This is a genomic window from Actinoplanes sp. NPDC021490 (assembly GCF_055562135.1).
Genome location: NZ_JBVHFW010000002.1, coordinates 459,435 through 480,585 on the forward strand (window position 1 = coordinate 459,435; position 21,151 = coordinate 480,585).

Annotated in this window: 14 protein-coding genes and 3 pseudogenes; 6 read left to right on the top strand and 11 right to left on the bottom strand. The window is 66.5% G+C overall.

The window, feature by feature from the left end; all coding sequences use genetic code 11:
• Positions 1 to 3: 3 nt before the first annotated feature.
• From ACZ3I4_RS06560 to ACZ3I4_RS06580, 5 genes are all read right to left on the bottom strand, one after another.
• Positions 4 to 2,706 (bottom strand): glycosyl hydrolase family 95 catalytic domain-containing protein, encoded by a 2,703-nt coding sequence (locus ACZ3I4_RS06560; RefSeq protein ID WP_465381159.1) that lies wholly within the window; start codon positions 2,704 to 2,706, stop codon positions 4 to 6.
• 363 nt (positions 2,707 to 3,069) lie between these two features.
• A complete protein-coding gene (locus ACZ3I4_RS06565) occupies positions 3,070 to 4,806 on the bottom strand; it encodes a beta-galactosidase (RefSeq protein ID WP_465380853.1) in 1,737 nt (578 codons plus the stop codon).
• On the bottom strand, positions 4,803 to 5,744 hold the full coding sequence (locus ACZ3I4_RS06570; protein ID WP_465380854.1) for a carbohydrate ABC transporter permease: 942 nt from the start codon (positions 5,742 to 5,744) through the stop codon (positions 4,803 to 4,805). Before ACZ3I4_RS06570 ends, ACZ3I4_RS06565 begins: the two co-directional genes overlap by 4 nt.
• Complete coding sequence (locus tag ACZ3I4_RS06575) at positions 5,741 to 6,697, bottom strand: ABC transporter permease (protein ID WP_465380855.1); 957 nt, start codon at positions 6,695 to 6,697, stop codon at positions 5,741 to 5,743. Before ACZ3I4_RS06575 ends, ACZ3I4_RS06570 begins: the two co-directional genes overlap by 4 nt.
• Positions 6,694 to 8,370, bottom strand: a complete 1,677-nt coding sequence (locus ACZ3I4_RS06580; protein WP_465380856.1) for a type 2 periplasmic-binding domain-containing protein — start codon at positions 8,368 to 8,370, stop codon at positions 6,694 to 6,696. The genes ACZ3I4_RS06575 and ACZ3I4_RS06580 overlap by 4 nt, the downstream gene beginning before the upstream one ends.
• Before the next feature lie 160 nt (positions 8,371 to 8,530).
• Between ACZ3I4_RS06580 and ACZ3I4_RS06585 the strand changes: the two genes are divergently transcribed.
• From ACZ3I4_RS06585 to ACZ3I4_RS06600, 4 genes and pseudogenes are all read left to right on the top strand, one after another.
• Positions 8,531 to 9,730, top strand: a complete 1,200-nt coding sequence (locus ACZ3I4_RS06585; RefSeq protein ID WP_465380857.1) for an ROK family protein — start codon at positions 8,531 to 8,533, stop codon at positions 9,728 to 9,730.
• Positions 9,731 to 9,847: 117 nt separating this feature from the next.
• Positions 9,848 to 10,432, top strand: a pseudogene (locus ACZ3I4_RS06590) (alpha/beta hydrolase fold domain-containing protein); the annotation flags it as partial.
• Positions 10,433 to 10,911: 479 nt separating this feature from the next.
• A complete protein-coding gene (locus ACZ3I4_RS06595; RefSeq protein WP_465380858.1) occupies positions 10,912 to 11,415 on the top strand; it encodes a hypothetical protein in 504 nt (167 codons plus the stop codon).
• A gap of 854 nt (positions 11,416 to 12,269) precedes the next feature.
• Positions 12,270 to 12,578, top strand: coding sequence for a hypothetical protein (locus ACZ3I4_RS06600; RefSeq protein ID WP_465380859.1), 309 nt, complete (start codon positions 12,270 to 12,272; stop codon positions 12,576 to 12,578).
• Between the two features lie 401 nt (positions 12,579 to 12,979).
• Here the strand turns inward: ACZ3I4_RS06600 and ACZ3I4_RS06605 are convergent.
• The 4 genes and pseudogenes from ACZ3I4_RS06605 to ACZ3I4_RS06620 form a co-directional block, all read right to left on the bottom strand.
• Positions 12,980 to 13,144 (bottom strand): annotated as a pseudogene (locus tag ACZ3I4_RS06605) (transposase); the annotation flags it as partial.
• A 149-nt stretch (positions 13,145 to 13,293) separates the two neighbouring features.
• On the bottom strand, positions 13,294 to 14,580 hold the full coding sequence (locus tag ACZ3I4_RS06610; protein WP_465380860.1) for a class I SAM-dependent methyltransferase: 1,287 nt from the start codon (positions 14,578 to 14,580) through the stop codon (positions 13,294 to 13,296).
• A 90-nt stretch (positions 14,581 to 14,670) separates the two neighbouring features.
• Positions 14,671 to 15,954 (bottom strand): hypothetical protein, encoded by a 1,284-nt coding sequence (locus tag ACZ3I4_RS06615; RefSeq protein WP_465380861.1) that lies wholly within the window; start codon positions 15,952 to 15,954, stop codon positions 14,671 to 14,673.
• A gap of 97 nt (positions 15,955 to 16,051) precedes the next feature.
• Positions 16,052 to 17,005, bottom strand: coding sequence for an alpha/beta fold hydrolase (locus ACZ3I4_RS06620; protein WP_465380862.1), 954 nt, complete (start codon positions 17,003 to 17,005; stop codon positions 16,052 to 16,054).
• Positions 17,006 to 17,249: 244 nt separating this feature from the next.
• On the opposite strand from ACZ3I4_RS06620, the gene ACZ3I4_RS06625 reads away from it, so the two are divergent.
• Both ACZ3I4_RS06625 and ACZ3I4_RS06630 read left to right on the top strand, forming a co-directional pair.
• Positions 17,250 to 18,272 carry a UbiA family prenyltransferase gene (locus ACZ3I4_RS06625; RefSeq protein WP_465380863.1) on the top strand — a complete coding sequence of 341 codons (1,023 nt, stop codon included), beginning with the start codon at positions 17,250 to 17,252 and terminating at the stop codon, positions 18,270 to 18,272.
• A 14-nt stretch (positions 18,273 to 18,286) separates the two neighbouring features.
• A complete protein-coding gene (locus ACZ3I4_RS06630) occupies positions 18,287 to 19,312 on the top strand; it encodes a fatty acid desaturase family protein (protein ID WP_465380864.1) in 1,026 nt (341 codons plus the stop codon).
• A gap of 100 nt (positions 19,313 to 19,412) precedes the next feature.
• Here the strand turns inward: ACZ3I4_RS06630 and ACZ3I4_RS06635 are convergent, their stop codons facing one another.
• Positions 19,413 to 19,898, bottom strand: coding sequence for a hypothetical protein (locus ACZ3I4_RS06635; RefSeq protein ID WP_465380865.1), 486 nt, complete (start codon positions 19,896 to 19,898; stop codon positions 19,413 to 19,415).
• Positions 19,899 to 19,930: 32 nt separating this feature from the next.
• A pseudogene (locus tag ACZ3I4_RS06640) lies at positions 19,931 to 20,708 on the bottom strand (transposase family protein).
• Between the last annotated feature and the right edge of the window lie 443 nt (positions 20,709 to 21,151).

Sequence of the window (21,151 nt, forward strand, 5' to 3'; positions counted from 1 at the left end):
AGCCTAGAACATGTCCGGCGTGACCGCGGTGGGCACTCCGGCGCGCGCCTTCACCTCGACACGGTCGTCGCCGAGCCGGACGGTGACCGCCCGGTCGGTGTCGCTGACCAGTCGCGCCTCGACCAGCGCGCCGCGCGACCAGGTGGCGTCGACGGTGATGCCGCCGCGGGCCCGGAGGCCGGAGAACGCGCCCTCGGCCCATTGCCCCGGCAGGCACGGCAGGAGGTGTATCTCGTCGCGGTGCGACTGCAGAAGCATCTCGGCCACACCCGCGGTGAACCCGAAATTGCCGTCGATCTGAAACGGCGGGTGGGCGCAGAACAGGTTCCGATAGACGCCGGCGTCGCTACCGGCCGGGCGGAGAAACCGTTGCACCGCCGCGAGCGCGTCACCGGTGTCACGAAGGCGGGCGCGCAGGGCGATCCGCCACGCGAGCGACCAGCCTGTCGACTCGAGCCCGCGCGCGTCGAGGGTGCGGCGAGCGGCGGCGGCGAGGTGAGGCGTGCTGTCCGGGTCTATCGAGCTCCCCGGAAAGAGGCCCACAAGATGCGACGTGTGCCGGTGCTCCGGCTCGACATCGGTGACATCGGCCGACCACTCGGCGAGGCGGCCGTCCGCGCCGGCCCGCTCCCCCGGAATCCGGCGCAGGGCGTGCGCGGCCCGCTCGGCCAGCCCGCCCTGCCGCGCCGACGCGGACGGCTCCTCGTGCTGAACCTGTGCGGACGGCCCGTGGGTCCGGGCCTGCCCCGACGGCTCGTGGTGCCAGACCTGCGCGGACGGCTCATGGCGCCCGGGCGGTGTGGACTGCCCTTGGTGCCGGGGCAGCGCTGACTGCTCCTGGTCCCCGGGCGGCGCTGACTGCTCCTGGCGCCGAGGCAGCGCTGACGGCTCTTGAGGCCGGGGCGGCGCTGACGACTCGTTGTGCGCGGCCTGTGCGGCCGGCTCGGGCGGGAAAGGGCGGTGACGGCGGGCTTGCTCGGCTGCGGTCGGCCGTAGGCGAACCACCGCGGTCAGCAAAGCCCGGATCAGCGCGAGGTCGGCGGTGGTGGAGACGCTCGCTCCGGCTGGTTGGCCGTCCGGGCCTACGTACTCGTTCTCGGGCGACGTCGACGGGGACGTGCCGAGCGAGCCGTCGGGCATTTCGCGCAGCCAGGCCAGGCAGAATTCGGCGGCTCCGTCGAGCAGGGGCAAGTATGAGCCGTCGCCGGTGTAGTCGGCGTGCTCCCACACGTGCCGGGCGAGCCAGGCCGCGGCCAGGGGCCAGAACGACCAGCGGACCTCGTCGCCGCCCACCCCGGCCGGATGCGCGAAACACCAGGCGTCGGAGTTGTGGTGCAGGGTCCAGCCGGGGAGCTCATACAGGTCGCGGGCCACGTCGGACCCTCGTACGGCGGCGTGGGTAAGCCAGTCGAGCAGCGGACGGTGGCACTCGGCCAGGTTTGTCACCAGGGCCGGCCAGTAGTTCATCTCGAGGTTGATGTTCGTCGTGTAGTTGGCGTTCCAGGGCGGACGCACCTGTTCGTTCCACAGGCCCTGCAGGCCCGCGGGCAGACCACCCGGACGCGACGAGGCAAGGAGCAGATACCGGCCGTGCTGAAATTGCAGGGCGGCCAGCGCCGGATCGTCCTCCCCGGCCGCGTGGGCGCGCAGCCGATCCGTGGTGTCGAGGCGGGCAGCGGCCTCCGGCGGTCCCAGCCGTACGCCGACCCGCCCGAACAACCGCAGATGCTCCCGCTCGTGCGCGGCGCGCAGCATGCTGTAGCCGTCCCTCTGCCGCAGAACCGTCGTCACTTCGTCGAGGCGCTGCCAAAGCCGCTCGGCGATCGGACCGTGCGGCGGCGTGAACGGGTCGACATAGTCGGTGACCGCCGCGACGACCACCATCAGCTCGGCACTGGCGTCGACGACAAGCTCATCCCCGTCAACTTCGACACGGTCCGCACCAACCACCCGCACGCCGACCATGGCGGTGACCGACCCCTGCTCGTAGGCGACTTTCCCCGGCATCGGCGGCACATCCGACGGCATGCGGACGGTCATCACGAGAGTCTTCTCGGCCTCGCGAGGCAGCGGACCCGGCGTCGTCCGTGGGTGGGTGGTCGCTTGCTCGTTTTGGCCAAGTGCGCTGCCCGGGATGACCGCGCCTGTTGAGTTCAGGTTCCCGCCCAGGTGTTCGACCACGGCCGTGGGGTGCGGTGATGTCAGGCGCAGCCGCAGCTGGGTCGGGTTTTGCATGCGGCGCCGGACGATGAGCGCCTGCGGTCCGATCCAGGATTCCTGGCTGACCCGGCCGTTTTTCCCGCTGTGGGTGTGCGACACCACCGCCGAGCGCATGTCGAGTGAGCGCTGGTAGACGCTGGGCGCCGCGCCCGCGGGCTGGGTGATCCACAGGTCGGCCAAAGGCTGGTAGGCCTGACTGTTGCCTCCCTGCAGCCCGTGCAGGTGCCGTTCGGCGGCGCGCACGTCTCCGCGAGCGAGCGCTGCGCGTGCCGAGGCCACCAGCGCGGGGCCGTCGGTGACCGGACGACTGCCGTACGCGCTCGAAGGCGACCCGCTCCAACACGTGTTCTCGTTGAGCTGGAAGCGGTCCTTCTCGATCCCGCCGAAGCACATCGCGCCCAGCCGGCCGTTTCCCAGCGGCAGCGCATCGGTCCACTCGGCCGCCGGCGCCCGGTAGCGCAGGGTCGTGCACGCGTCCGCCATCATCTCAGCCACGTCGCCCCCGCGGCCGACCCGGCGCGGGTCCACGGCAATGTTCCTCGCCTCCGTCCGCGGGATCTTCCCGGACGGCCAACGTCGCCACCCACGGCAATGCGGGAAGCCCGGCCCCGATCCGCCGACGCCGACCCTGTTCGGGTCGTTGACGTCGGGTTGGAGGCAGCGAGACGTTCGAGGCCTGTTCCCAAGCCGGAGCGAGAGGGGGTCGAGTTTTCGTGTGATGGCCCATGGAAGCGCGGCCCCCGGTGCCGGAACCGGCTCGGGGACGCCACCGAGCCGAATCCGGGCTTCTCCACAGCCCCGCACAGGTGATGTGGCCGGCCTCCGGCGAGGCGATGGAGAGTGCGTATGTCATGGCCTTACCCAACGCGTGAGGTCGTCCAGGTCAGCCGCGACATAGCGGACCAGTCCCCGGCCGTATCGGTGTTCGGTGACCACGGGACGGTCGTCGACGGTCAGAACGACTGAGGCGCCGACCGGCTCGATCTCGTCCAGCCACACGCCGCACTCCCCCGGGCGATGACGCACAACCCGTACGCCGGTCAGATCGTCGAATGACCCCGGTGTCATCCGGGAGTGCTCGTCGGTCAGGCCGCTGCCGAACGTCAGCACCAGCGTCCCGCCGCCCGCGACGTACGAGCGCAGCGCCTTGTGATCTGCCGCCGTCACCATATGGAGCAACGGCACAACCACGATCTCGTACGCATCCAGCGACGCTCCAAGCGGCACGACATCGACCGGCGAACCCGCCGCAGCCCCACCCGGCCCGGCATCGGCGGGTGGGGCCGCGGCGGGTGGGGCCGCTGGAGGGCCGAGTGGCAGCACGTTCACGGGCGAGTCCGCCGGCGGGGCGGAGCGCAAGGCGTGATGCCAGCGGTGGGCCGTGGCCGTGTAGTCGATGAACGGGGTTGGCAAGTGAGGGGACTGCCAGGCCCACATCGACTGCTCGTCGTAGAGCAGGGCCCGCCGGGCGTCGACGTGAACGGGTGTGCGGGTGGCCAGCCACCGGCCGATGGGAGCCAGCTCGTCCAGTTGCGGCACCATCGCGGGGTGCCACTGTTCGGCGCCGCCGCGGGTGGGGCGCCATTGGAAGTACATGACGCCGGTGGCGCCGGCGGCTACGTAGGTTTCGGCGGCGGCCCGGGCTGAGCCGGGGGGTAGGACACGAGTGACACCGGTGGCATCCCGGAGGGCGCCGGGGGCGTGTTCCATGAGGATCCACGGCTTGTGGCGGGCCCAGCCGCGGGCCAGGTCGGCCGTGAACGCGCGCGCCGCCAAGTGGCCGGCCAACGTTGACGGATAGTCGTCCACGGCCACGACGTCGACCTCGCGCGACCATCGGGCGTGGTCGACCGGCACCCAGCCGCCGAGCACGAAGTTGGTGGTCACCGGCCGGCCCGACGGACGCAGCAGGTCGCGCTGGGCCATGTAGTGCGCGAGCATCGCGTCCGACACGAAACGGCGGTAGTCCAGCACGTGGGCGGGGTTGCTCAGATACTGGGTGGCGCGCGGGGGCAGCACCTCGTCGAAGTGGCGGTAGCGCTGCGACCAGAAGTCGGTGCTCCAGGCGTCGTTCAGGACACCGGTGTCGCCGTACGCGTGGGAAAGCCAGCGCTGGAAGGCGAGCGCGCAGTGGTCGCAGTAGCAGGTGGTGCCGTACTCGTTGTGCACGTGCCACAAACGCAGCGCGGGATGCCGGCCGTAGCGCTCCCCCAGTTCGCCCGCGATCCGTTGTGACGCCTGCTGATAGGCGGGGGCGTTGACGCAGTACGTGTCGCGGGAGCCGTGCGTGAGCCGCACTCCGTCGGCGGTCACCGGCATGGCGCCGGGGTGAGCGCGGGTGAACCACGGCGGCGGCAAGGCGGTCGGGGTGGCCAGGACGACGCCGATTCCGTTGCCGTGCAGCAGGTCCAGCACCTCGTCGAGCCAGGCGAAGTCGAAGACGTCCGGCTCGGGCTGCAGCCGGGACCACGAGAACACCCCGGCCGTCACGAGGTTCACGCCCGCCGACCGCATCAGCGCGACGTCTTCCCGCCACACGGACGGGGGCCACTGCTCGGGGTTGTAGTCGCCGCCGAAGGAGATCATCCCTTGATCGCCCCGAGCAGCACGCCCTTGGTGAAGTGACGCTGCACGAACGGATAGATGAGCAGGATCGGGATCAGGGTCAGCGTGACCACGGCCATCTGGATCGCCAGCGGCGTGATCTCCTGGGTGCCGAAATACTGTCCCGTCGTGTTCTGGCCGCTGCCGGGCATCGCGTTGCCCTGCAACGTGTACGTGTAGATGACCATCTGCAGCGGCCACTTCTGGTTGTCCGGCAGGAACAGCAGCGCGTTGAAAAACGTGTTCCAGTAGCCGACGGCGTAGAACAGCGCCACCACAGCGGTGACCGCACGCGACGTCGGCAGCACAACCGACCACAACGTACGCCAGTCACCCGCCCCGTCGATGGCGGCCGCGTCGATCAGCTCCTGCGACGTCGCCGAGAAGAACGCCCGTACGACAAGGATGTTGAACACGCTCACGGCGGTCGGCAGGATCATCGACCAGTAGCTGTCGTATCCGCCGAGAGCCGAGACGACCAGGAACGTCGGAATCAGTCCGCCGCTGAAGAACATGGTGACGACCAGGATCAGCAGGATCGGCCGGTGCGCGAAGGAGCCATGACGCGAGAGCCCGTACGCGCAAAGGATCGTCACCACCATCGAGATCAGCGTGCCGATGATCGTGATGCCCAGGCTCACGAGCAGGGAATGCATGACGAGCTGGTTGGTGAAGATCTGCCGGTACGCGGCGAAGGTGATGCCGTCCGGCACGAGCACCATGCCGCCGGCCTCGTTGACCGCGCTCTGCGTGGACAGGCTGGTCAGCACGACCATCCAGAGCGGGATGAGCACGACGGCCACGACGATCAGCAGGACGACGCCCTTGCCGGTCTGCCCGGCCGCGGTGGGCGGCTCCTCCCAGTTGGGCCGGTTGCGGTGACGGCGGCTGGGATCCGCCAGGGGGGTCACGACAGTCATCGCCGATACAGTCCGTCCTCGCCCAACAGGTGCGCGATCTTGTTGGCGGCCAGCAGGAAGAGCAGCGACAGGACGCCTTTGAACAGGGTGGCGGCGGCGCCCAGGCTGAAGTTCGCGTTCACGACGCCGTAGAAGTAGGCGTACGTGTCGAGCACCTCGGCGGCATCACGCCCGACGGCGCCGCGCTGGATGAGCATCTGCTCGAAGCCGACGGTGAGCACGTTGCCCAGGCGCAGCACGAGCATGAGCACGATGACGCCGCGGATGCCGGGCAGCGTGATGTGCCACATGCGCCGCCATCGTCCGGCCCCGTCGGCGGCGGCCGCCTCGTAGAGCTGGGTGTCGATGGCGGCCAGCGCGGCCAGGAACACGATGATGCCCCAGCCCGCTTCCTTCCAGATCACCTGCGAGGTCACCAGGATCGCGAAGGTGTCCGGGTCGGTCATCACGTCCCAGGTGCCGAGGCCGTTCTGGCGCAGGAACTGGTTGAGCGCGCCGGCCCCGCCGAGCATCTGCTGGAAGACCGTCACGGCCAGCACCCAGGAGAAGAAGTGCGGCAGATAGACGACCGACTGCACGATCGTACGGACCCGGTTGCTCATGATCGAGTGGAGCAGCAGGGCCAGCGCGATCGGCACCGGGAAGTAGAACACCAGCTGGACGAGGCTGAGCAGGAGTGTGTTGCCGAGCGCGCTCCAGAACAGCGGGTCCGCGAACAGCTGGCGGAACGTGTCGAGCCCGGTCCACGGGCTGTGCCAGAAACCGGCGTAGATGCTGTACCGCTGGAACGCCGTCGCCGTGCCGACCATGGGCACGTAGTTGAAGACGATCAGCAGCACGACGGCCGGGACGACCATCAGGAGCAGGCTGCGGTCGCGGCGGAACCGGCTCTTCTTGACCGGCGGCTCGTCGGGCGTGCGAACAGCCGGTGGCGCCTCGTGCAGAGCAGTCACTGGCCCGTGCCGTACTTGCTGCGGATGTCCTCGTAGAAGGCCCGCAGCTGATCGCCGCCCTGCGCCTTCCAGGTCTTGAGCCCATCCTGGAACGCCGAGACCGGCTTGCGGCCGTACCGGATGTCCTTGACCAGGTCGACCATCGGCTGGTTGATGTTCGCGTACTGGGCCGGCTCGGTCACGTTCATGCCGTAGAAGGCGGGCTTGGCCGCGTACTTGACCATGTCGGCCTCCCACGCGGCGTAGTCCTTGGCCACCTGGGTCTGACCGGCGATGACGGTCGTCGGCGAGAGCGGCGTGACCAGGAACTGGTAGGTGGTCGCGACCTCCTTGCTGCCGCGCTCGGTGAGCACCGGGTTGCCGTCGACCATCGTGTAGTCGGTGCCCTCGACACCGAAGTTGACGGTCAGATACTCGGCCGACCCGTACGGCGCGGCCAGGTAGTTGGCGATGGCCAGGCACTCCTTGATCTGGTCGCCGCTCAGCTTGGCGTTGAGGAAGCTGTACATGCCGGCGCTGGGGTTCATCCAGATCTGCGGCTTGCCGTCGGTCGACAGCAATTTGAAGGCAGCCCTCTCGTACGAGGGATTGGCCGCCTTTCCGCTCTTGGCGTCGTCGCCCTTCCACGCGCCCGGCCCGTCGCCGGTGATGGCCACCTTGCCGCTCCAGAAGCGCTGCTTGGCCTCCTGGTTCTTGTCGGCCAGCGCGTCCGGGTGCACGTGGCCGGCCTTGGTCTGCGCCTGGAACCAGTTCAGGGCCTCGATGATGCCCGGAGTCTCGTACCGGTGAATGATCTTGCCGCTGTCGTCGATGACCCAGCGGTTGGGGTCGACCGGGAACTTGTAGATCTGCCCGAGCGAGTCGAACACGTCGTCGAACGCCCACCGCCCGGCCGAGGCGCTGGTGAGCTGCTTGCCCAGCTCGGCCAGGTCGTCCGGGTTCTTGATGTCGTCGGGGTTGATGCCCTCCCGGGCCAGGATGTCCTTGCGGTGGAAGATCGTGCCGGCGATCGTCGCGCCGCTGTAGTAGACGGGCAGGCCGAACAGCTTGCCGTTCCAGATGCAGCACTGCCAGGCGCTGGTCGGGATGGCGGCGAGGTTCGGATACGCCTTGATCGCGTCGCCGGACAGGTGCGGGCCGAGGTCGGCGAACTTGTTGACCGCGTCGGCGAAGCCCAGGTTGCCCATGTTCCAGCTCGGGATCTGCACCCAGTCGGGCAGCTTGTCCCCGGCGAACAGGGTGGGCAGCACCTTGTCGTAGTTGTTGCCGTCGGCCGGCTGCAGCTTGAGGGTCGCGCCGAGCGCCTTGTTGACGGCCGCGTAGTACGCGTTGCCGCTGGCCGACGGGATCGCGCCCCACAGCGGGGTCATGGTCGTGTAGCTGCCGCCCTTGCCCGGGACGCCCGTCGAGGCGGTGACCGGGTTGGCCGGGTACTTGAGGAAGGCCGGGCTGCTGAAGAACCCGTTCGCCCCCTGCACGCTCGGGATGTCGGCCTTGACGAGCTCACTGGGGGCGTACGCGGGAAGCAGTTTCTGCAGTTGATCCTGGGTGGTCGTGCCGGGGCCGCTGGACGTCTTGGCGTCGCCGCACGCCGACAGCAGGCCGCCGCCCGCCACCGACAGCGCGCCGAGACCGGCCAGCTCGAGGAAACGCCTTCTATCGAAATTATTCACTGTCTCGCTCCGTCTATGGGTATCTTTAGTTGGGACGGTAAACGAACTAATGGCGGGGCCACAAGCCCCGGGGGCGGCCGGTGCCGTAGTCTGCGGGGGTGGGTTGGGGGCGTTGGTGATCACTAGGGACGGCGGTCCGCAGCCGGCCGACTTCGCTGACGTGAGGGCGACGAACCTGGCCGTCGTGCTGCGGCACGTACGCACACATTCGCCCTGCTCACGAGCCGACATCGCGGCCACCACCGGCCTCAACAAGGCCACCGTCTCGTCGCTGGTGACCGACCTGATCGAACGGCGCCTGGTGCGCGAGGTCGGCATGACGGAAAACCGGATCGGCCGGCCGGCCATGATGCTGGTTCTCGACGGCTCCCCGTACGCGGCGGTCGGGCTCGAAATCAACACGGACTACCTGACCGCGGTGGCCCTCGACCTGGCCGGCGAGCGCCTGCTGTCGTGGCGCCGCGCCTCCACCGGCACGGCCGGCCAGCCCGGTCAGGCCATCGCCTCGCTGGCCGCGCTGGCCCGCCGGGCGGTGTCAAAGCTGGAACGCGAGGGCCGCCAGGTGCTGGGCCTCACGGTCGCGGTCCCCGGCCTGGTCGACGCGGACGGCGTCGTCGAGCTGGCCGCGGGCCTGGGCTGGCAGCAGGTCGACCTGCGCAAGTCACTGACGGCCGCGCTGGGCGAGCCGGCCTACCCGCTGATGGTCGAGAACGACGCCAACCTCGCCGTGCTGGCCGAGCAGCGGCTGGGCGACTCGTCGGCCGTGGGCGACCTGGTCTATCTGACCGGTGGCGCCAGCCTGGGCGCGGGCATCATCTGCGACGGCCGCCCCCTGCGCGGCGCGCGCGGCTTCGCCGGCGAATTCGGGCACCTGCCACTCGACCCCGCCGGCCCGCCTTGCGGTTGCGGGCGGCGGGGCTGCCTGGAGGCGTACGCCGGGCTGGGCACCCTGATCCGCCAGGCCCTGCCCGACGTGGGCATCGAGACAGCGCTGTCACCGTCGGAGTTCGGCCCGCACGTGGACGAGATCCACCGCCTGGCCAAGGCCGGGGATCCTCAAGTGCTGAGCGCACTCGCCGACGTGGGCCGCCACCTGGGCCACGGAATCTCGATCCTGACCAACCTGATCAACCCGGCGTGCGTGGCCCTGGGCGGCTACTTCACGGTCTTGTCCCCGTGGCTGATCCCGGCGGCTGCCGAGGAGCTGGCGACCCGCTCGGTGGCCGCCAACTGCGGCGGCACGCGCCTGGTCGCCTCAGCCTTGGACTCGAGCGCCGCGGCCGCGGGCGGGGCAACCCGCGTCCTGGACGCCATCGACGCCGGCGTCCTGCCTCCCCCACAGACGGCTGGCGCCCGCTGACCTCCGCCTTCACTGCGGGCCGGATGAGGTCACGGCCCGCGCTACTGACCACAACCCGTCAGCCATCCTAGGAACCTAGTTTGAACTGCCTGGGGTCTCGCACTCCGGTTCGCGCCCGAGCATCCCGATCTCTACCCGGTCGAGGACTGCTACGCCGGTCTGCTGTGGACCGCTGCCCACGCCGACGAGCTGGGAATCGACCCCGCGCGCATCGTGCTGACCGGGCAGAGCGCCGGCGGCGGACTCGCCGCGGGCACCGCGCTACTGGCCCGCGACCGGCAAGGACCACCACTGTTCGGCCAGATCCTGATCTCCCCGATGCTCGACGACACCGACTCGACCGTCTCGACCCGCCAGATCGACGGCGTCGGCGTTGCTGACCGCGCCATGACCCGCTTCGGGTGGACCGCCTACCTCGGCGACCGGCGCGGCGGTGACGACGTATCCCCCTACGCCGCCCCGGCCCGGGCCACCGACCTGACCGGCATGCCACCCACCTACCTCGACTGCGCGAGCGCCGAGGTGTTCCGCGACGAGACCGTGGCCTACGCCGGCAGGCTCTGGCAGGCCGGCATCGACGCCGAACTGCACGTCTGGCCCGGCGGATTCCACGGCTTCACCAGCATGATGCCCCAAGCAGCACTGTCCCGGACCGCCACCGCAGCACTGAAAACCTGGACCAGCCGGCTGCTCGCTGCATGACCGTCGGCAACGAGCAACCCTGCGTTCCGCCTCAGACGCGTGGTGGCTTCATATGGTTTTGCTTCTACGCCATCTCGGCCCGCCGGCGGGCGCTGCGCGGATCGTCGACGGATGTCCGCACACCGAGCGTCCCCGGTTCCGGCGGAGACGTGGCAGCGTCGGCGACTCCGAGACTTGCGTGACCTCCCAGCCCGAGTTCAATCCCGGAACGTGGACGGCCGGCTACATCTCTCAGTGGCAGAGTGCATGAAGCTTCGCCCGATTGCGGCGGCCTGGATGCGAAGCTGAGCCGAAGGGCTCGGCGGCGTCCGCGCTGGTGGATGACATGCCTAAGCCGCACGAATCTGATGAGAGGACACCGGTTCAGCTCTTCGGCTATACCAGTCTGGGTCTTGCAAGGGAACCATCGACGAACTGACCAAACCTCGATCGCCGCATCAGACCATGCCAGTTCAGACCGTCGAGAGCCTGAGGCAATCGTGACGTGGACCCGGGACAACAAAATCAACTTCGCCATGATGGTGATCACCCTGCTGGCTGCATGTGCTGCATGGATTCCGCCCGCAAAGGAATATATCTCGTCACGCCACCAGGCATCCGCCAAGATGCTCGAGCCAAAAAATAATGAAATGCTTCGAGGAGCAGAACACGAAGTGCGAGGAGAATCAAAGAATATTCCGCAAGGCAAAGACATCTGGCTCGTGGTCCGCATTGCCAGCGGCTTGTGGTTTCCCGTTGAGAAATGCGATCTGACAACAGATGGATCATGGTCCTTCCGGCCGGAGGACGTGCACTTAGGAGCGAAGACGGCGGGCAAAGATCTCGGCGTATACACGTTGAGCCTCTTCCTGGTGGGGCCATCTGAATCGCAGCCGTTCCAGGCGTATGTCCGCGGTCGCGACTCAGGTAGGGATCCAGGCCTGATGAGTTTGCCCGGTGGCGCCATCCACTTAAACAGCATCAGCGTCGCGCGGACCGCCTAGCAAAGGGCCGGCCGGCACTCGGGCCGGAAGAGCGAACCGCGAGTCGCGCGGTGACCCCGCAGAGAGGCTGTGAGCTAGCAGATCCATTAAGGTCCGCGCGCTGAATCATGCCGACAAACTTCACAACATGCCGGGCCCATCCGAAGCACCAGCATATCGGAGGTTAAGGTTTAAGGGTTTCGCGGACCGCATACAAGCCGTCACTCTCGCAATAGGCGTCCTGACGCTACTGTTAGGGGTTTTGACGCTTTACCCCGATCATCGGAGACGACGACGGCAGGCAACTCTTGAGGCCTATCTGCAGGCAGGGCAATATCGTCGCGAACTTCAAGACGCGGTGAACTAACTGCGTGCAGACGACGTAAGCCTTTATTCTCTGGAGTGGGCCAATGACCTCAGCTCGGGAAATTCGCGGCTAGCCGACAATCTGAGGGAGTACCTGAACTTCTGGGAGCAGATAGCCGTAGGTGTCCAAATGGTGTATTCGACCACAAGACCCTGAGGATCTTGTCCGAGTGGCACCTCAGCAACCTCTACAAGCGATACGCGTCCTACATATACTTCATCCGCCGGCACGAGCCCGAAGCGGATTTCTATCGGGCTTTAACGGATTTAGCGGTCGAGTTCGGCGCGGAAGTTGACGAACGACCCTTCGGGCAGTTCTTGGTGGAGCGGGCGAAGCGTGAAGACCGGCCCAGTCAGTAGCGGTCGAGGTTGCACTCTTTGCCGCTGATCGAGGTCGGGACTCGCCGGCGATCGTCCGTGTCTGCCTCCCCACCCCATGGCAGGAACTGCATCCGAGTCCAGCCGACCTGCCGATTGCGCAGATAACGTGACGCCGCGACGCTCGCAGCATGTCGCTGGAAGACGAGTTCGAGTCAGCGTGCGCCGAGGCGATCGACGCCTGCCGCAAGCTGTCCCCGCCATATCATCCGACCGTCTGGCAAGCGATGATCGATAGCCACGGCGCGGCGGAGGCGGCTCGCCGGCTTGTCATCAGCGGTGACATCCAGTCTGGGTATCAGCGCCTTGTGAGCTTGGGCCGCCCCGACCTGACCATCGAGTGGGCCGTCGTTGACCCATACTGGCGGCCGCTGTTCGGTCCCCAGTATCGAGAGGCCGCGCAGTGGCGGCTGGATCAAGCTGGCGTTACATACCACTAACGGGCGACTGGTCACGTGTTGTAACTCCGGCCGGGCCGACTCAGGCCGGCCCGGTACACCCTTGTGCCGATTAGCGGATACTCGTCTCCCGTTGGCTGCGGCTTGATCCGGGTGGGTCTCGCCGGGTCGTGGGCCGCGTCTGTACGGTGGTCAGGGTGCAGGCGCTGCCGGCATCGGTGCAGCCGGCGAACGAACCGGCGGAACCGAGAGGCGTCACCGAAGTGTTCGCACACCGCTAGTTACATGCAAAGCCCAACTGGCCGCGAGGATGAATCCTGCGCTCCTGATCGATAGGCCATATCAGCGCCACGCTGGCCGGGCGCGAGGCGCGCGGATGCCTTCCTAGCTGGTCTTATGCGGTGCCAGCGCCACAGACCGCGTCAGCCTCGGCTGACAACAGCCGCCTCCCGATCCGACAGCCCTTCCAGACGCTGCAGCACCATCACGACCGCCACCACCGACGGCGGCACCGACCGCCGCCCGGTCCGCGCGAACAAGTCAGCGAACAGGCCGTCGGGAAACAGCCGGTCGCGGTGCTCATGCAAGAACACGAAGATCGAATTCGGCGGCAACGTCTCCCCGCAGAACCGGCTGATCGGATCAAGAAGATCAAGCTGCAGCGACGCCCTACCCAAGGCCATCACCAGAACTAGCTGATATAGATAGAAAACGATGGCTGCCACTCCGTGGCAAGCCATCGTTTAACACCAGTCACCTAGGCCGTCGGGAGGATCGGCTTCTTTCGCATCGCTAGCTGCCAGACGTCGCAGTATCGCGCGCGGAAACCGGCCTCGAAGTAGGCAAAATAGAGCGTCCAGAGCCGGATGAAGGTGTCGTCGAAGCCCAGCGCGCGTACCTCGCTCGCCGCGTCGATGAACCGGTGTCGCCAATGTCGCAAGGTGCTTGCGTAGGAGTCGCTGAGCCGGCGAAGCTGAACGGTTTCCAGCGTCGTCTCCCGCCCGGTGATGCGGAAGAGCTCGCGGATGCTCGGGAACTGCCCGCCCGGGAATATGTAGCGGTCGACCCAGGAATAGCTGTCCCTCGACGCCACCATCCGGTGGTGCGGGAACGTGATCACTTGCAGAGCAAAATGTCCCCCTGGGGCCAGCAGTCGTTCGACCGCGGAGAAGTAGTCCGCCCAGTACTCTGCGCCGACTGCCTCGATCATCTCCACGCTCACCACGGCGTCGTACGTCCCCACGTGGTGCCGGTAGTCCTCTAGCAGGAACCTGATCCGGTCGCCCAGCCCATCCCGTTCAGCCGACCGGACCGCATACTCGAGTTGCTGCTGCGACAGCGTGAGGCCGGTGACCTGTGCGCCGCGCAGGCCGGCCGCTCGCAAGGCGAGGCCACCGAACCCGGAGCCCACGTCGAGCAGTCTGGTGTTCGCTCCCACCTGAGCCAGGTCGAGTATGGCGTCGACCTTTCGCAGCTGAGCCGCCTGCAGGTCGTCGCCGTGCTCGAACCAAGCCGACGAATATGACATCGACTGATCCAGGAAAAGCCGGAAAAGGCGGCTGTCTAGATCGTAGTGCGCTTGTACGTTGCGAAGCGCGCCCGTGGCGGAGTTGCGCTCGGCGATGGGCAGCACCTGACGCCACAGTCGACGTACGCAATAGAACAGTTTCGACTCGCGGGCGTCCAAGGCGGACGCGTACGTTGTCAGCCAGGCTGCGAGTTGATCGGACGCGGCCGGCTCGCCGTGGTGGCCATCGCCGGCGTCCCAGGCACGCAGCAGGTACGCCTCTCCGAAGCCGAGTGAGCCATCCTTGCCGAGTCGTACGAAGAAGGTCTCGGGATCAAGGATACGCAGCGTGGGGCATTCCGCCGGGTTCCCCTTCCCGAAGAGCTCACCCGACGGCAGCGAAACCAGCAGCGGGAGGTCGCGGACGCTCCGCAGAAAGAGTCTCCTGGCCAGCGCTGCGCGGATCGGGTGCCTGCCGTTCGTCCGCAAGTAGGGCCAATCCCGGCCGGCCGGCACGGCGGTTTCGATTCGTCGCATCGGAACGTCTCCCACGTTGGCCTCGGGTAATCGCAGCAGTCGACCGTCGCCTCCGGTGATCCCTCGGGCGAGCCTGAGGGCGGCGGCGGGTCAGAAGATCAATCTAACAATCTGGATGAACGCCCAGATGCCCGGGAGAATCTTGATCACGCCACCGCCGAGGTTGGCCACTGGTATGCGTCGCCAGGTCACCAGGTCGGAGGCGGCCACAACGTACTGCCCGGTGCTCATGGTGCTCAATTCGTGCACCGGGTCCCGGACGAGGCTGAGCTGCAGTCGGACCTTCACGGCCTGATGGGCGGCCAGCATTCGGGAGATCGAGGTGACGACGATCGTCAGGTTGGCCAGGATGCCGACGAGCGTGAACGAAGCGGCGACTCCGAGGGTCCAAGCCTCGCCGCGCAGCATGTCGAAGACCGCGAGCATGGAGATAGCGAAGTTCACGGTGGCGAAATAGATCAACATCAGCAGGCCGGTGACCGGACTCCAGCCGTAGCTCTTGTCCCGCCAGCGCGGAACGTAGTCCAGAGGGAGGTCCTCGGGCGCGGCCTTGCGGGTGGCAAGAAGGATGCCCCCCAACCTGACATAGAGCCAGACGGCTCGCGCCGCGTAGTAGACACCCACCGTGCCGATGAAGACGCACAGCGCGGCCAGGAAGGGGTGGGTGTGATAGTTGGCCCACCAGCCAGCGCGAAGCGCATCCGCAGTCACCGTCCTGCCCTCGTTCGAGTTGGCGAGCAGGGTGAAAAGGTGGCCCTCGGTCAAATTACGCAGGTATAGCCAGATCGTGAAAGCGGCCGACGCCGAGAACAGCAGGATCCTTTTCGGGGTGGTCAGGTCGACGGCAATGGTGAGGTGTTCGATGCTTCGTCGGATGGCCGATGTCGGCTCTTGGCGATGCAGAAGCCCGGTGGCGGTCGCCGCGTCGAGCAGGGAGGAGAGGCGGCGGCGGAGTAGTCGATAGGCGACCAGCGCGTAGGGCGAGGTAATCGACAGGAGCAGGCAGGGGATGTCCGACAGGAACGGCACCGACCGGCAATTCGTGCTCGTCGCCGGCAGGAAGAAGAGGTTGGCAACGAAGTTTCCGGCGCTGTTGCAGCCTGCGGCGTACCCGACTCCCTGCAGGCTGGTCGCGATGAGGACGACGCAGAACGTCAGAGCCGGAAAGAGAACCAGCAGCATCGCCTCGCGCACCCCGCTGACCGGGCCGTCCGCCGACAGCGGATCCAGACGGCGAGCCAGGGTCCGAAGGGTTCTACCAAGCTGCCGGTGCGCCACGACCAGCGCGCGCCACCGTCGGCTGATCCGGCCAGCAGGCGAACCGGCGGGAGGCGGGGGACTTGCCGGTTGAGGTTTGATGGTTCCGGTGTCCATGCGGGCCTCAGTCGTCTGACGGCGGAGCTTGAGACGACCCTAGCCGAGACGGTCAAGAACCGGCCCGGTCAATGCTTTCGGATGGCGCGGTGCCGGCCTAAGGCGCGGAACCCCATAGGTTGAGTGCCTTGAGCGTTTCGTACGGTAATTCGATCAGATGCAGGTGGCTGGCCTCGGTGAGGGTAGTGCACCGGGCGTCCGGTTGACACTTCATGAGCCGTCGCATGTCCTTCAGTGGGACGAACCAGTCGCTGTCCCCGAACGTGGCCCAGATGGGACACTGAATCTTCGCCCATTGGCGATCCGGATCGTATCCGTCCCCGTTTGCTGCAGTCTGGATCATGCCTTTCGGGTTGTGTTGAGTGCCTAGAGCCTTGACCACCGATTCCCGCAACCAGCCAGGATGCTTGGCTGCCGGAAAGGTCAGAAGCCGGAGAATTCCGAGCCGGTACAGGACTTTTACCAGCGACACCCCATATCGCCCGGCGAGGGCCAGAAGGTATTGCGACCCGAATGCGGCGGCGGTTTTGGCGGAGTGAAAAAAGCCAAGCAGCGGATGCTGTATGCAGGTAAGGATCGAGAAATAGGGGCCGGCCGCCAAATGAAGCGATTCGATCCGCCCGACATGGCGGCTGGCCATGTCCAAGGCCAAGAATCCACCCATGGAGTGCCCGACGAGCCGCACTTTCGGATAGCCCAGCGAAGCCGCGATCTCCAGGTACAGGTTGCCGACGTCCACGATGTTCAAGCTGTTTAGCTTGTTCTCGGAGTCCCCAAAACCGGGCATGTTGATCAGGATCTGATCGTGTACATCCATCTGGAGGGCGGCCTCAGCGGACAGGATCGGTGTCCAGGTCGTCCAGTCGGCCCCGATGCCGTGCAGGTAGATGGTGCCGACATCAGACCGGCGTTCTCGGCTGACCCGGGCCACCACCCGCCCGTACCGGGTCTCGATCGCGGTGGCGACCAGGTCGACGCCGGTCGGCTGTGGAGTGACATCGAATGGGCAGTAGAGCCGTCGTCGTGCCGTCCGTGACCGCTGATCGAGCATCGCCGAGTTCCCCTCTGGTGGCCTGCGTCTCGGCTGATGGCGACAGCCGTGCACAGGATAGCCACGGGAGCAGGGCGAAGCCTGTCAGTCGCTCGACGGCAGTAGGTGGCGCCTGCGGCGTACGCGTGGCCTGGCGCGGATCGTCGAAGCAGGACAGCCGTCGCCGCCGCGACGTAATATTGACCGGCGTCGTAGTTCGTGAGCTAATCAAGCGCCCAGGACGCCAAGGCATGAAAGGTCGCCAATGGAAAGTGCCGGTGCGGCCGTACGCTTGTGGGTGTTCGGCAGTTTCCTCCGGTTACCCCTATTTGGCTGGACGCTCGCCATGCCACTGTTCGGGCTGCAGAGTGTTCCGGAGGCGGCTGGGATTCGGGCTGTCATCCCCTTCCTCATGGCCATTCCGTTCCATGTTGTCTTCGCCGTGGTCAACGATCTCGCGACGATCGACCTTGATCGGCGTGACCCCCGAAAGGTGAACCGGCCGCTGGTCAGCGGTGCGGTGAGGTCGGCTACCGCCAAGACCCTCGTCGCGGTCGCGGTGTTAGCGGCGTTTCCCCTGGACGCGCTCCTCCTGGGCTTTGATCTGCAGCGAATCTCGGCCTTGGCGGTCGCATTTCTCGCGACTGCCGCCTACAACGTGTGGGGAAAGCGCACGCGGGTTCCACCGGTCATGGACTTTCTCCTGGGTGTTGGTTCGGCGGCGCTTATTCACTACACCATGCTTGCGGCGCACGGAGCGGCGACCGTAAGCGGACTCCTCGTCGAAGCCGCGGTGATCGTCTATATCACTCTCAATAACGGTGTTCATTTCGGCGTACGCGACATCGCGGCAGAATACGAATACGGCGAACGGACGACGCCGATCGCGTTCGGCGTCCGGGCCCGGCCCGGCCCGCCGTATCTGCCCCCGGGCTTCGTCGTCTACGCCTGTGTCCTGCAGGTCGTACTGACGATCGTGACCGTGGGACCCGTGCTGCTCGGCTTGCGACGCGGCGAAGTCGGCTGGCCCGCGGTCGTCGTCGCTCTCGCCCTCATGGTCGGCTCCTACGTGTTCATCTACCCGGCGATGTACGCGCCGACGGCGGCGACCCGCTACGCGACCGCCTATCTTCAGTCGTTGTGCGGCTTCGGCTCGGTTGCGGCCCTTGCTGCAGCGCGGCATGGCGGCGCGGCGATCGTGGCGGTGCTCGCCGTGCTGACCGTGCCGTTATTTGCCAAGCAGTGCGTGTCGGCAGTTCGGACTTCCATGCGTCGGCTCAACGCGTAACGAAGGGACCGCCCGTGGCAAGTACCTATGCGGAACTGCTGCAAAGGGTCAAGGCCGAAAAGCTGCTGAGCCGCCGGCCCGGCTACTACTTCGCCCTGGTCGCAGGCTGGTCGGTCGCGCTCGCCTCGACGTGGTGGATGTTCGTCGAGATCGGCGACTCCTGGGCGCAGTTGGCGACGGCTCCGGCGTTGGCCGTCATCTTCGGCCAACTGGCCTTCCTCGTGCACGATGCCGGGCATCGCCAAATCACCCGATCCAAGCGCTCGAACGACCTGATCGGCATGGTGCTCAGCACCCTGATGCTGGGATTTGCGTACGAATGGTGGATCAAAAAGCATTACCGACACCATCTGCATCCGAACCAGGACGGCAAGGACCCGGACATCGTCAACAAGTTCGTCGCCTTCGCGCCCGGCCAGGCCCGGCCCCGGAGTTGGCCACGACGGGTGGTTCTGCGCAGCCAGGCTTACCTTTTCATTCCGTTTTCCCTGCTGCAGGCGCTGTCGATGCATGCGCACAGCGTCCGGGCGCTGTTCACCACCGGATACCGCCACCGGCGGGTCGAAGGTGTGCTGATCTTCCTGCATGTCGCGGCCTACGGTCTCCTGGTCGTGACCACGCTTTCGCCGGCCCGAGCTGTCGTTTTTATCGTTGTGCATCAGGGCGCTCTGGGGTTGTACCTCGTCTGTGCTTTCGCGCCCAATCACAAGGGCATGGAAGTTCTGGGTGAAGGAGATGAACTCGACTTCTTGCGTCGGCAGGTGGCCCCCTCCCGGAATGTGCGTGGCGGTCCGTTTACGGACCATTTCCTGGGCGGCTTGAACTACCAGATCGAACATCACTTGTTTCCGTCGATGGCCCGGCCGAACCTGCGGCGGGCCCAACCCATCGTTCGTTCCTTCTGCCTGGATCATGAAATTCCGTACGTCGAGACCGGCCTGTTCGACTCGTACCGAGAGGTGCTTCGGCACCTGCATCGGGTTGGTCGCGGAACCACCGACGACGGCAAGTCCACACTCCGCGCCCCGCGGAGTGCATGACCAACGCGGGCTTCATCGGCAGGCCCCCGCGCGGCGGCCACGTGCCAAAGTGCATTCCGGGTCGGCCGTCTTCGTCAGTCTTTGGGAATGAGGCCTGCGATCAGTTGTTCGGGAGTGGCGAAAGCGAGCGGCGGGTGCCGAGCGAGAAGCTACGTGACACGTTGGACAGCATGGTTGGGCGCCGTTGCTCCGCCACGAAGGTGCTGATGGCGTTCATGATGTTGGTGGAGACATCGGCTGCCCTCCGGCCGCCCAATGGAAGTCCTGGTCGGTCTCTATCCTCCGAGAGCAGACCATGTGCGATGGTTCCACCGGCGTCCCAAGCGACCGCTGCTACCAGTCTCCAACCTCCGTTGACCGCGCCGGCCACGGTGCCGATCACGATGGCGGCGATGGTAGCCCAGCTGGCCGCATCCTTGCTGTTGCCATCCTGGCTGAGGCTTTCCACCGCGAGGATCGATTGATCGAGCAGGGTAAACACCGATTGCCATCGCCGAATGTAAAGAATCTTGCAGCAGATATGTTGATCCCGGACCAGCCGGGTCAGATGTTGTTGATTCGAAATTGCCGTATCCAGCGGCCGCATGAATTTGTCCCCGAAGCTATCGCTGAGCCTTTTCATCCTGCGTAGCGGTTGGCTTCGACGTGGTGCAGAACGAGGATGGCCCGCACGATCACGGTCGCTCGGCGGGGGCAGCGCAGCTTGGCCAGTAGCCTCCAGGTCTTCAAGGTCGCGATGGCACGTTCTCCACGTGTTCGGATCCGGACGTGCTAGCGGCTGTAGCGCTTCTGCCAGCGCTGGAGCTTCGGCCGGGACCGGTGCCGTTTGAACGGCACCCGAATGGTGCCGCGGGCGCCTTGGTATCCCTTGTCCGCGAATGTCATCACGTCTGCGCTGGTCAGGGCGTCGATGATGCCGAGTTGGGGGGTGGCGCTCAGGTCATGGGTTCGGCCGGGCAGTGCGGCGGAGGTCCAGATGAGCCGGTCGGCCGTGTCGGCTATGACCTGGACGTTCACGCCATGCCGCTTGTGTTTGCCGGAGTAGTACGGCCGCTGGTTGGCGACCCGGTTGATCACGATCAGGGTGCCGTCGAGGATGGCGAACGCCAGCCGACGGATCCGGTCCATGGCGGTGACCAGTTCTTCTGCGGCGCGGCGAGCAGGTCAACGGCTTCGCGGACGTAGCGCCAGGCGGTGTCCACACCGATACTGAAGCCTGCCGCGAGGCGGGTGTAGGTGTCGCCGTTCCGCAGGTGCGCAGAGCGGGTAATGCCTGCTCACCAGGGTTGAGACGTCGCCAGCGGGAGCCGCGTTCACGGCGATGGGCCCCGATACGGTCAGCGAGGTAGTTCAGACCCCGATTGGACAGCGGAATCTTGGCGGGGTAAGACAGCACAGCGAGGCTCCCGGTTGGGGCATCGGATCTTGGTCGACTGCTGTCTTACCGGGGAGCCTCGTCCTATGTCGACAGCCGCTCGTCTGCACCTGCGATGACCAGCACCGTCAGGTTGGAAGAGGCCAGTAGTGATTGGATCCTCCAAGCCGTAGGCACGGAGCTGGCTGGGGTCAGGGAGGCGTCGCTAGGGCAATGTGCTGGCGACGCTGGTCTGGGTTGTGCGCCGCCGCACGGCGGGTAGCGTCACAATTGGCCTCCTAAGCTGCGGGTATGCGGTTCTTATTCTGCCAACTATGGTCCGCCAGGTTCGATCCGCCCGACATCTACGATACGAGCGGATCGAGCCTTCACACCTCACACGGCAAAGCATGAGGTCTCGACGGCCGAGATGCGACCGTGGCCACGGCAGATCAACACGACGAGAGAGGCAGCCAGTCCTCAAC

Bases quoted from the DNA above. Each gene is read 5' to 3' on its own strand.
- ACZ3I4_RS06560 (WP_465381159.1), bottom strand. From the start codon at position 2,706: ATGATGGCGGACGCGTGCACGACCCTGCGCTACCGGGCGCCGGCGGCC.
- ACZ3I4_RS06565 (WP_465380853.1), bottom strand. From the start codon at position 4,806: ATGATCTCCTTCGGCGGCGACTACAACCCCGAGCAGTGGCCCCCGTCC.
- ACZ3I4_RS06570 (WP_465380854.1), bottom strand. From the start codon at position 5,744: ATGACTGTCGTGACCCCCCTGGCGGATCCCAGCCGCCGTCACCGCAAC.
- ACZ3I4_RS06600 (WP_465380859.1), top strand. From the start codon at position 12,270: ATGTCGCTGGAAGACGAGTTCGAGTCAGCGTGCGCCGAGGCGATCGAC.
- ACZ3I4_RS06610 (WP_465380860.1), bottom strand. From the start codon at position 14,580: ATGCGACGAATCGAAACCGCCGTGCCGGCCGGCCGGGATTGGCCCTAC.
- ACZ3I4_RS06615 (WP_465380861.1), bottom strand. From the start codon at position 15,954: ATGGACACCGGAACCATCAAACCTCAACCGGCAAGTCCCCCGCCTCCC.
- ACZ3I4_RS06620 (WP_465380862.1), bottom strand. From the start codon at position 17,005: ATGCTCGATCAGCGGTCACGGACGGCACGACGACGGCTCTACTGCCCA.
- ACZ3I4_RS06625 (WP_465380863.1), top strand. From the start codon at position 17,250: ATGGAAAGTGCCGGTGCGGCCGTACGCTTGTGGGTGTTCGGCAGTTTC.
- ACZ3I4_RS06635 (WP_465380865.1), bottom strand. From the start codon at position 19,898: ATGCGGCCGCTGGATACGGCAATTTCGAATCAACAACATCTGACCCGG.